Source organism: Schlegelella aquatica (genome assembly GCF_026013905.1).
GTDB classification, from domain to species: domain Bacteria; phylum Pseudomonadota; class Gammaproteobacteria; order Burkholderiales; family Burkholderiaceae_C; genus Caldimonas; species Caldimonas aquatica.
Genome location: NZ_CP110257.1, coordinates 506782 through 517150 on the forward strand (window position 1 = coordinate 506782; position 10369 = coordinate 517150).

The following is a 10369-nucleotide window of genomic DNA, read 5'->3' on the forward strand; positions in this document are numbered from 1 at the left end:
CATTTGCCCGCCGCCCCGGCGCCCCGTTCAAGTCCGCGCAAGTCGGCGGTCCTACAATCCCGCCACTTCCCGTACCACGCCTCACCGAGAGCCGATCGCCATGAGCAACGAGCCCCCCGCTGCCGCCGCTGCGGCACCCGCCTCGCCCGATCTCAGCCACGTCTTGCCGCGCGACAAAGCCGAGATCCTCGCGCAGGCCTTGCCGTACATCCGCAAGTTCCACGGCAAGACCATCGTCATCAAGTACGGCGGCAACGCGATGACCGACCCTGCGCTGCAGCAGGACTTTGCGGAGGACGTCGTGCTGCTCAAGCTGGTGGGCATGAACCCGGTGGTCGTCCACGGCGGCGGCCCGCAGATCGACGAGGCGCTGGCCAAGGTGGGCAAGAAGGGCACCTTCATCCAGGGCATGCGCGTCACCGACGAGGAGACGATGGAAGTCGTCGAGTGGGTGCTGGCCGGCCAGGTGCAGCAGGACATCGTCGGCCTCATCAACGCAGCGGGCGGCAAGGCCGTGGGCTTGACCGGGCGCGACGGCGGGATGATCCGCGCGCGCAAGATCAAGATGGTCGACAAGGACGACCCCAGCAAGGAACACGACATGGGTCAGGTCGGCGACATCGTCTCCATCGACCCGAGCGTCGTGAAGGCCCTGCAGGACGACCAGTTCATCCCGGTGATCTCGCCGCTGGGTTTCGGCGAGCAGAACGAGAACTACAACATCAACGCCGACGTGGTGGCCGGCAAGCTGGCCGAGGTGCTGAGCGCCGAAAAGCTCGTGCTGCTGACCAACACGCCCGGTGTGCTGGACAAGAACGGCCGGCTGCTGACCGACCTCACCGCCCGCGAGATCGACGAGCTGTTCGCCGACGGCACCATCTCGGGCGGCATGCTGCCCAAGATCGCTTCGGCGCTGGATGCCGCCAAGAGCGGGGTCAATTCGGTGCACATCATCGACGGTCGCGTGCCGCACGCCCTGCTGCTGGAGATCCTCACCGAGCAGGCATTCGGCACGATGATCCGCTCGCATTGAGCGCGCGACGGCTGTCGCCTTCGGCGCGCCGGGTGCGGCGCGCCGCGCGCCCGGCGAAGGCTTGCGAGCGCGCCGGCAGGGCGCCGCCGGTGTGGCTGTTCGACCTCGACAACACGCTGCACGACGCTTCGCGCGCGGTGTTCGCCCGCTTGGACGAGTCGATGACGCAGTACATCGCTCAAGAGCTGGGCCTGTCCGATCGAGAGGCCGACCACCTGCGCCGCGAGTATTGGCGGCGCTATGGCGCGACGCTGTTGGGCCTGGTGCGCCACCACGCGGTCGATGCGACCGACTTCCTCCACCAGACCCACGCGCTGCCCGGGCTGGAGGCGGCGCTGCGCGCCCACGCCCACGACAAGGCCGCGTTGCGGGCCCTGCGCGGGCGCAAGCTGGTGCTGACGAACGCGCCGGCCGCCTATGCGCGCCGGGTGCTCAAGGCGCTGGACTTGTGGCGCGAGTTCGATGGCGTTCTCAGCATCGAGGACATGCGCATGTTCGGCCAGTGGCGCCCCAAGCCTGACGCCCGCATGCTGCGCGGCGTGCTCGTCCGCCTGGGCGTGCCGGCGCACCGCTGCGTGCTGGTGGAGGACACGCTGGCTCATCAGAAGTCGGCCCACCGGCTGGGTCTGCGCACGGTGTGGATGCAGCGCTGGCTGCGCGGCGCGCCGCACGGGCCGGAAGTAGGTATTTACGTGCACCGGCGCCCCTGTTACGTGCATGCGAGAATCCGTTCGCTACAGAAGTTACGCGAACTGTGATGTCCCCCACCTCCGTTCCTGCTGCCCCGGCCGAGGGTGCCGAGTCGGTCACGCTCGGCGGCCCGATGGCGCGCAAGCGTCCGAAGCCGGGGGAGCGCCGCATCCAGATCCTGCAGACGCTGGCCGCGATGCTGGAGCAACCCGGCGACGAGCGGGTCACCACCGCCGCGCTCGCGGCTCGACTGGAGGTGAGCGAGGCCGCGCTCTATCGTCACTTCGCCAGCAAGGCGCAGATGTTCGAAGGCCTGATCGAGTTCATCGAGCACAGCGTCTTCAGCCTCGTGAACCAGATCACCGAGCGCGAGGTCGACGGGCGCGCGCAGGCGCACAAGATCGTGGCGGTGGTGCTGCAGTTCGCAGAGCGCAACCCGGGCATGACACGTGTGATGGTGGGCGACGCGCTGGTGCATGAGCATGAGCGGCTGCGCGCACGGATGAACCAGTTCTTCGATCGCATCGAGTCGCAGTTGCGCCAGAGCCTGCGGCTGGCCGCCGACGAGGCGGGCTCGGCCACGCCCACCGTGGATGCCGTCGCGCGCGCCTCGGCGCTCGCGGCCTTCGTGGTCGGCCGGCTGCACCGGTATTGCCGCTCCGGGTTCAAGCGGCCTCCCACCGAGCATCTGGACGCGAGCCTGGCCCTGTTGCTGGGCTGACGCGAGCCGTGAAGATCCGTCCCCGGGGGGGATTCGGTCACACCTTCGCGGAGGGCGCGCGATGAGGCCCTCCAGTGCCGCAGCACCCCTCGGCTATGCTCGCTCGATGCTGCGCATGGAGGTGGCGGGCGAGCCCGCCGAGTTGTGGGCCGACAAGGCGGTGTACCTGCCACGCCACGAGACGCTGCTGGTGGCCGACGCCCACGTGGGCAAGGCCGCGTCCTTTCGCCGCTGGGGTGTGCCGGTGCCTCGCGGCACCACAGGGGGGACGCTCGGGCGTCTGTCGCGCCTGCTCGACCGCACCGGCGCGCGTCGCGTCGTGTTCCTCGGCGATCTGATGCACTCCGAGCGCTCCGATGCACCGGGCACGATGGAGGCGCTGGCGCACTGGCGTGAACGCCATGCCGGGCTCGGGCTCACCTTGGTGCGCGGGAACCACGACGCGCGCGCGGGCGACCCACCCCCCTGGCTCGGCATCGAATGCGTCGACGAGCCGCTGCGGCTGGGCGGTTTGGCGCTGTGCCACGAACCCCGAGACCTGCCCGACGCCTACGTGCTGTGCGGGCACCTGCACCCCTGCGTGCGGGTGGCCGGGCGGGCGCGGGAGCGGCTGCGGCTGCCCTGCTACTGGTTCGGAACCCGGCTCGGCGTATTGCCCGCGTTCGGCGAGTTCACCGGCATGATGCCGGTGCGCGCGGCGCCCGGTGACCGCCTGTACGCCATTGCCGACGATCGCGTGCTGCAAGTGGCGGGTTGAGGCCCGGCGCTCGGCCGCCCGGAGCCGGGCCGCGACCCCCGTGGGGGGTGGGGCGCAGCCCCGGGGGCAAAGATGCAAGGCCCGGCGCTCGGCCGCCCGGAGCCGGGCCGTGACCCCCGTGGGGGGTGGGGCGCACGCCCCGGGGGCACGGATACAAGGCCCGATCGCCGCGCCCGGCCGGTACACTCTCGAGCCTCCTTGCTCGCTCGATCCATGTCTGCTTCGCTCGAAACCCTGGTCGTCCGCGCCGAACGGCTGCTGGAGCGGCTCGAGGCGGTGCTGCCTCAGCCGCCGGTCGCGCCCGACTGGTCTGCCTCCATCGCCTTTCGCTACCGGCGCCGAGGCGCGCGCGCCGCGCTGGAGCCCGTGCGTCACGTCTCGCCGATCCGCCTCGCGGACCTGCGCGAAGTGGATGCGCAGAAGGAGCGCCTGGTACGCAACACCGCGCAGTTCGTGGCGGGGCGCAGCGCCAACAACGCCTTGCTGACCGGCGCGCGCGGCACCGGCAAGTCCTCGCTCATCAAGGCCTGCCTCAACGAGTTCGCGCCGCAGGGGCTGCGGCTGATCGAGGTGGACAAGGCCGACCTGGTGGACCTGCCCGACCTGGTGGACCTCGTGGCCGAGCGGCCCGAGAAGTTCATCGTCTACTGCGACGATCTGAGCTTCGACGAGGGCGAGCCGGGCTACAAGGCGCTCAAGTCGATCCTCGACGGCTCGGTGGCGGCGGCCACGGCCAACGTGCTCATCTACGCCACCTCCAACCGCCGGCACCTGCTGCCGGAGTACATGAAGGAGAACCTCACCTACACGCACACCGAAGACGGTGAGGTGCATCCGGGCGAGGTGGTGGAGGAGAAGATCTCGCTGTCCGAGCGGTTCGGCCTGTGGATCAGCTTCTACCCGTTCAGCCAGGAGGAGTACCTGGCCATCGTCGCCCAGTGGCTGCGCCACTTCGGCCTGGACGACGAGGTGATCGCCGCCGCGCGGCAGGAGTCGCTCGTGTGGGCGCTGGAGCGCGGCTCGCGCTCGGGGCGGGTGGCCTACCAGTTCGCGCGCGATTACGCCGGGCGGCTCGGGCGGGAGGGGCTGTGAGTGCGGGAGGCAGCGCCGACCGGTGCGGCGAGCGCACCCCGGTGGACGTCGCCGTCGGCGTGCTGATCGACCGCCAGGGCCGCTTCCTGCTGACCTCGCGTCCCGAGGGCAAGGTGTATGCAGGGTACTGGGAATTCCCGGGGGGCAAGCTCGAGGCCGGCGAGACGGTGGAAGAGGCGCTGCGGCGCGAGCTGCACGAGGAGCTGGGCATCACGATCGGGCCGGCCCAGCCGTGGAAAGTGGAGCTCTACGACTACCCGCATGCGCTCGTGCGCCTGCACTTTTGCAAGGTGTACCGGTGGTCCGGGGAGTTCGAGATGCGCGAGCGCCAGGCCATGAGCTGGCAGGAGCTGCCGGTGCGGGTGCGCCCGGTGCTGCCGGGCACGGTGCCGGTACTGCGCTGGCTGGCCGAGGAGCGGGCCCACCAGGGCCCCACGCACGTCGAGTGAGGGGCGGCCTTGTATCTTTGCCCCCGGGGCCTACGCCCCACCCCCCACGGGGGTCACGGCCCGGCTCCGGGCGGGCGAGCGCCGGGCCTCAGCCCTTCCCCTCGGGGTGGCCCGGGGGCGGCCGGTCCTCGTCCGGCCCCTGGTCCGGATCGGGTTTGACCCCCACGCGATAGCTCTCGCTCGCCCAGGCGCCCAGGTCGATGTTCTTGCAGCGCTCGCTGCAGAACGGGCGGAAGGGGTTTTCGGGCCCGTACACGCTGTCGCCCCCGCAGGTGGGGCAGGGCACGATCAGCTTGCGGGCCGGCGAGGGGCGGTGCGTCGCCATCTCAACACAAGGTGAGTTCGAAGCTGGCGTCTTCGTTGGCAGGCCTCAGCCGCCCGTCGGGTTCCTGCCGCATCAGGCGGATCGACACCATCAGGCGATGTCCGCTGATCTCGGGGATCAATCCGAGCGACGGGTCGATGCGCATGCGCAGCAACTGATAGGTCTTGCCGGCCGGCAGGCTCTGCTGGTACTGCCCCTGCTGCGCATAGACCTTGTGCGGGATGCCGGAGTCGCGCAGCAGCCCGAGCAGCAGCTGCAAGGCTTCCGCGAACGGCGCGAGCGTGGCGACCCAGTGCTGCAGGTCGGCACGCCGGCGCTCGGGCGCCGATTGCTGCCAGGCGTAGTAGGCGGGCAGGTCGAATTCGCACGTCCCGCCCGGGATGCTGATGCGGCTGCGTATGCTCATCAGCCACTCGTTGGTCGTGAGCGACTGTCCGGCCTTGCCAGGCGCTTGGTTCAGCGCCTGGAAGGCGTGCTCGATGCGCCCGATCACCTGATCGAGCACCTCCTCCTGGATGGAGGGGTTGCCACGGAAGCCGTTGAGCACGGCCTTTTGCCGCTCCAGTTCCTTGAGCAAGTCGGACTTGAGGTCGGCCCGCGAGGAGACGTCCATGATCTCGAACAGCGTGGCCAACGCGAAGTGGTGGTCCACCGCTGCTTCCCGGGGCATCAACTGCCCGAGCCGATCGAACAGGTGCTCGAGCCTGAGCATCGTGCGGATGCTCTCGTTGAAGGGGTATTCGTAGCGTATCAAGGCTGCTTCCTCGTGCTGCCCGGCATTGTTTCACACGGGCTTGGCGGCCACCAAGGACAGGGGGGCATTTCCACCGTGACAGGAGGTCACCGGGCGGGGCGGTGAGAGCCGCCGTGCCGGGCCGAAGCGCCGCCAGGGGCGCGGGGCGTCAGCCGCGCGGGCGCGCGATCACCCACCCCAGCCGGCCCACAGCGCGCGCACCTCTTCGCGCAGCTGGTCGAGGTCCAGCCCGTCGTTGAAGATCACGGCGTCGGCCGCCCGCAGCCGCGCCTCGCGAGACGCCTGCTGCGCGATGATGCGCTCGACCTCGACGGCGGCGAGCCCCGAGCGCTGCACCACGCGCTCGATCTGGGTGGCCGGCGTGCAATCCACCACCAGCACCCGGTCCACGAGGGCTCGCCAGCGGCCGGACTCCACCAGCAGCGGCACGTCGTACACCACCGGCTGGCCGGGCAGCGCCTGGGAGGCCTGCCGCAGCGTCTCCTGGCCGATGAGCGGGTGCAGCAACGACTCGAGCCGGCGCCGCGCGTCGGGATCGCGAAACACCAGATCGCGCATGCGGGTGCGGTCCAGCGCACCCGCCGCGTCGATGAAGTCGGGGCCGAACGTCTCGCGGATGGGCCCGATCCCCGCGCCGCCGGCGGCCGTCAGCGCGCGCGAGATCGCGTCGGTGTCGACCAGCCAGGCGCCGAGGTCGACGAGCATGCGGCCGACAGTGCTCTTGCCACTGCCGATGCCGCCGGTCAGTCCGATGCGGGTGGGGCGTTTCATGCCCGGCAGTGTGCCCGATCGTCACCCGAAGCGGGCTGGCGCAGGCGGGGGCGAGAAGAGCGTCAGAACCCGAAGCCCAGCCATTCCAGCACGGTCTGCGTGCCGAGGAGGAAGACGGCGCCGCCCGCGCCCGCCAGGAAGGGGCCGAAAGGCACATAGCGGCCTTCGCGCAAGGCGCCGCTGGCCTTCATCACGAGACCGACGGCCGTGCCGAGCACCGACGCGCCGATCAGCACCGGCAAGAGCATCGAGGGCCCCAGCCACGCGCCGATGGCCGCGAGCAGCTTGAAGTCGCCGTAGCCCATGCCTTCCTTGCCGGTGGTGAGTTTGAAGAGCCAGTACACCCCCCACAGCGCGAGATAGCCGGCCACCGCGCCCCACAGCGCCGAAGGCAGCGGCACCGTCCAGCCCAGCGCGGAGACGATCAACCCGCCCCACAGCAGCGGCTGGGTGAGGTCGTCGGGCAACAAGGTGGTGTCCCAGTCGATGAAGGCCAGCGCGACCAGCACGGCCAGGAAGGCGCACCACAGCAGCACCGGCAGCTGCGGCCCGACGCGCCAGGCGGCCAGCGCGAACAGCGCGCCCGTGAGCAGCTCGATGACCGGGTAGCGCAGCGAGATCGGCTGGCGGCAGCCGGCGCAGCGGCCGCGCAGCAGCAGCCAGCCGAGCACCGGGATGTTCTCGTGCCAGCGCACCGGACGCTCGCAGTGCGGGCAGCGCGAGCGCGGTCGGACCAGGTTGAGCGGCGGCCCTTCCTCGGGCAGCGGCTGGCCGAGCATCTCGGCGCTGTCGCGCCGCCACTGCCGCTCCAGCATGAGGGGCAGGCGGTGGATCACCACGTTGAGGAAGCTGCCGATGACGAGGCCGAGCAGGCCCAAGGTGGCCGGCGAGAGCCACCAGCGCAAGGATTCCTGGTCCATCGGGCGTCAGACCACCTGGCCGAGCTTGAAGATGGGCAGGTACATCGCCACGACGATGCCGCCGATGAGCGTGCCCAGCACGACGATGATGATGGGCTCCATGAGGCTCGACAGGCCCTTGACCGCCTCGTCCACCTCGGCCTCGTAGAACTCGGCCGCCTTGTTGAGCATGTGGTCGATCGAGCCGGACTCCTCGCCGATGGCGCACATCTGCAGCACCATGGTCGGGAAGACGCCGGTCTGCTGCATCGACATGGTCAGGCTGGAGCCGGTGGCCACGTCCTTCTGGATCTTCTCCGTGGCTTCGAGGAAGACCGCGTTGCCCGACGCACCGCCGACCGAGTCGAGCGCCTCGACGAGCGGCACGCCGGCGGAAAACATCGTGGCCAGCGTGCGCGTCCAGCGCGCCACCGCGGCCTTGTGCACCAGCGGGCCGAAGAACTCGGACATCGCGATCACGAGCAGCGTGGGCGCGGGCAGGTCGGCACCGAACGAGGTGAAGATGTCCTTGAACGCGGGGATCACGAAGATCATGATGATCGCGACCACGACGAAGGCCACCACCAGCACCGCGACCGGGTAGATCAGCGCGGACTTGATCTTGCGCTTGATCTCGAGTGTCTTTTCCTGGTACTGGGCCAGCCGGTCGAGCAGCGTCTCGAGAATGCCGCCCGCCTCGCCGGCCTCCACCAGGTTGCAGTAGAGCGCGTCGAAGTGGAGCGGATGCTTGCGGAAGGCGGCCGAAAGACTCGTGCCCGTCTCGACGTCGCTGCGGATGTCGTTGAGCAGGCGCGTCAGGCGCGGGTTGGAGGCTCCGCGGCCCACGATGTCGAAGGCCTGCAGCAGGGGCACGCCGGCGCGCATCATCGTCGCGAGCTGGCGGGTGAAGACGGCGATGTCCTTCTGGGTGATCTTCTTGCCGCCGCTCAGGCGACGCTTCTTCACCTTGGTGACCAGGACGCCCTGGCGACGCAGGCTGGCGCTGACCATGGCTTCGCCGCCGGCGCGCATCTCGCCGCGCACCGGTTTGCCGTTGCGGTCCTTGCCCTCCCACTCGAATACGAAATCCTGAACCTTCTTTGCCGCAGCAGCCGTTGCCATAGTGCCTCCGGGGCCGTCCGCCCCCAAAGTTCGCTCGTGCTTATTCGTTCGTGACCGAGATGACTTCCTCGAGCGAGGTGACGCCGAGCTTGACCTTGTGCAGGCCCGCCTGTCGCAAGTCCCGCACGCCCTCCTTCTGGGCCTGCGCCGCGATGTCCATCGCGCTGCCGTCGGCCAGGATGATGCGTTGGATCTCCTCCGAGATGGGCATGACCTGGTAGATGCCGACGCGGCCCTTGTAGCCATTGTTGCAGCTGGAGCAGCCCACGGCGCGGTACGGCTTCCAGCTGCCGTCCAGATCCTCTTCCTTGAAGCCCGCGCGCAGCAGGGCCTCGCGCGGGTACACCGCGGGCGTCTTGCAGTTCTCGCACAGGCGGCGCGCCAGGCGCTGGGCGGTGATGAGGATCACGCTGGACGCGATGTTGAACGGTGCGACGCCCATGTTGCGCAGCCGCGTGAGCGTCGTCGGCGCGTCGTTGGTGTGCAGCGTGGACATCACCAGGTGACCCGTCTGCGCCGCCTTGATCGCGATGTCGGCCGTCTCCAGGTCGCGGATCTCACCGACCATGATGATGTCCGGGTCCTGTCGCAGAAAGGCCTTGAGCGCGGCGGCGAAGGTCAGACCCGCCTTGTCGTTGACGTTGACCTGGTTGATGCCGGGCAGGTTGATTTCCGCCGGATCTTCGACGGTGGAGATGTTGACGCCCGGCTTGTTGAGCAGGTTCAGGCAGGTGTAGAGCGAGACCGTCTTGCCGCTGCCGGTGGGGCCGGTGACCAGGATCATCCCGTACGGCCGCTCGATGGCGCGCAGCAGGCGCTCTTTTTCCTCCTTCTCGTAGCCCAGCGCGTCGATGCCGAGCTTGGCCGACGACGGGTCCAGGATACGGATGACGATCTTCTCGCCGAACAGCGTGGGCAGCGTGCTGACGCGGAAGTCGATCGCCTTGCTGCCGAACTTCAGCTTCATGCGGCCGTCTTGCGGCACGCGCTTTTCGGCGATGTCGAGCTTGGAGATGACCTTGATGCGCGAGGCGAGCTTGTCCTTGATGGCGATCGGCGGCTGGGCGATCTCGCGCAGTTCGCCGTCGATGCGGAAGCGCACCCGGTAGTTGTATTCGTAGGGCTCGAAGTGCAGGTCGGACGCGCGCATGTTGATCGCGTCGATCAGCATCTTCTGCAGGAAGCGCACCACCGGGGCGTCTTCGACGTCGGTGGAGACGTCGGCCGCTTCCTGGGTGGCGTCCTCCTCGGAGACGTCGAACTCGAAGTCCCCGCCGGCGATGCTCTCGAGGGCCTCCGCCGCGCTCGTGCCCATCGTCTCGAGCAGCTTGGTGAGCTTGTCGTGCTCGACGATGATCCATTCGGGCGTGAGCTGGGTGGCGAACTTGATGCGCTCCAGCGCTTCCTGGTTGGTGGGGTCGGCCCCGCCGACGAACAGCCGGCTGCCGCGTTTGCCGAGCACCACCACCTGGTACTGCGCGGCCAGCTTGTTGTCGACGACGCCCCGGGGCAGCCGCTGCAGGTCGATCGCATTGAGATCGACCAGCGGGAGCGAGAACGCGTGCGAAAGGGCGTGGGCCAAGTCGCTGGCCGAGACCGCGCCGGCCGCGATGACGGCAGAGATGAAGCTGATGCGCTTGTCCTGCGCGGTCTTGGCGAGCTCTTCGGCGGTGCGGGCGTTCAGCTTGCCCGCGTTGACCAGTACCCGCGCCACCCCGGTCAGGGTACTTTGGGGAGCCTCAGCGAGTGTGTCCAT

The 10369-nt window shown here is 69.3% G+C and carries 12 protein-coding genes; 6 read left to right on the plus strand and 6 right to left on the minus strand.

The window, feature by feature from the left end; all coding sequences use genetic code 11:
* Nucleotides 1–100: 100 nt before the first annotated feature.
* The 6 genes from argB to OMP39_RS02310 all read left to right on the plus strand — a co-directional run bounded on the left by argB (nucleotide 101) and on the right by OMP39_RS02310 (nucleotide 4742).
* On the plus strand, nucleotides 101–1033 hold the full coding sequence (argB, locus tag OMP39_RS02285) for an acetylglutamate kinase (RefSeq protein WP_264893196.1): 933 nt from the start codon (nucleotides 101–103) through the stop codon (nucleotides 1031–1033).
* Nucleotides 1030–1791, plus strand: a complete 762-nt coding sequence (locus OMP39_RS02290) for a pyrimidine 5'-nucleotidase (RefSeq protein WP_264893197.1) — start codon at nucleotides 1030–1032, stop codon at nucleotides 1789–1791. Before argB ends, OMP39_RS02290 begins: the two co-directional genes overlap by 4 nt.
* The gene (slmA, locus tag OMP39_RS02295) at nucleotides 1791–2444 is read left to right on the plus strand and encodes a nucleoid occlusion factor SlmA (protein WP_425340653.1); all 654 of its coding nucleotides are present in this window, start codon (nucleotides 1791–1793) and stop codon (nucleotides 2442–2444) included. Before OMP39_RS02290 ends, slmA begins: the two co-directional genes overlap by 1 nt.
* Nucleotides 2445–2505: 61 nt before the next feature.
* Nucleotides 2506–3201 carry a ligase-associated DNA damage response endonuclease PdeM gene (pdeM, locus tag OMP39_RS02300; RefSeq protein WP_264893198.1) on the plus strand — a complete coding sequence of 232 codons (696 nt, stop codon included), beginning with the start codon at nucleotides 2506–2508 and terminating at the stop codon, nucleotides 3199–3201.
* 213 nt (nucleotides 3202–3414) lie between these two features.
* A complete protein-coding gene (locus tag OMP39_RS02305; protein WP_264893199.1) occupies nucleotides 3415–4293 on the plus strand; it encodes an ATP-binding protein in 879 nt (292 codons plus the stop codon).
* Complete coding sequence (locus OMP39_RS02310) at nucleotides 4290–4742, plus strand: NUDIX domain-containing protein (RefSeq protein WP_264893200.1); 453 nt, start codon at nucleotides 4290–4292, stop codon at nucleotides 4740–4742. Before OMP39_RS02305 ends, OMP39_RS02310 begins: the two co-directional genes overlap by 4 nt.
* Before the next feature lie 88 nt (nucleotides 4743–4830).
* On the opposite strand, the gene OMP39_RS02315 is transcribed toward OMP39_RS02310, so the two are convergent.
* The 6 genes from OMP39_RS02315 to pilB form a co-directional block, all read right to left on the minus strand.
* On the minus strand, nucleotides 4831–5067 hold the full coding sequence (locus OMP39_RS02315) for a DNA gyrase inhibitor YacG (RefSeq protein WP_264893201.1): 237 nt from the start codon (nucleotides 5065–5067) through the stop codon (nucleotides 4831–4833).
* A 1-nt stretch (nucleotide 5068) separates the two neighbouring features.
* Nucleotides 5069–5821, minus strand: coding sequence for a cell division protein ZapD (gene zapD, locus OMP39_RS02320; protein ID WP_264893202.1), 753 nt, complete (start codon nucleotides 5819–5821; stop codon nucleotides 5069–5071).
* Nucleotides 5822–5989: 168 nt separating this feature from the next.
* Nucleotides 5990–6592 carry a dephospho-CoA kinase gene (gene coaE / locus OMP39_RS02325; RefSeq protein ID WP_264893203.1) on the minus strand — a complete coding sequence of 201 codons (603 nt, stop codon included), beginning with the start codon at nucleotides 6590–6592 and terminating at the stop codon, nucleotides 5990–5992.
* Between the two features lie 62 nt (nucleotides 6593–6654).
* Entirely contained in the window at nucleotides 6655–7512 is an 858-nt protein-coding gene (locus OMP39_RS02330; protein ID WP_264893204.1) for a prepilin peptidase, read from the minus strand.
* 6 nt (nucleotides 7513–7518) lie between these two features.
* Nucleotides 7519–8613 (minus strand): type II secretion system F family protein, encoded by a 1095-nt coding sequence (locus tag OMP39_RS02335; protein ID WP_264893205.1) that lies wholly within the window; start codon nucleotides 8611–8613, stop codon nucleotides 7519–7521.
* 40 nt (nucleotides 8614–8653) lie between these two features.
* Nucleotides 8654–10369: a type IV-A pilus assembly ATPase PilB gene (pilB, locus tag OMP39_RS02340; protein WP_264893206.1), complete on the minus strand. Its 1716-nt coding sequence runs from the start codon at nucleotides 10367–10369 to the stop codon at nucleotides 8654–8656.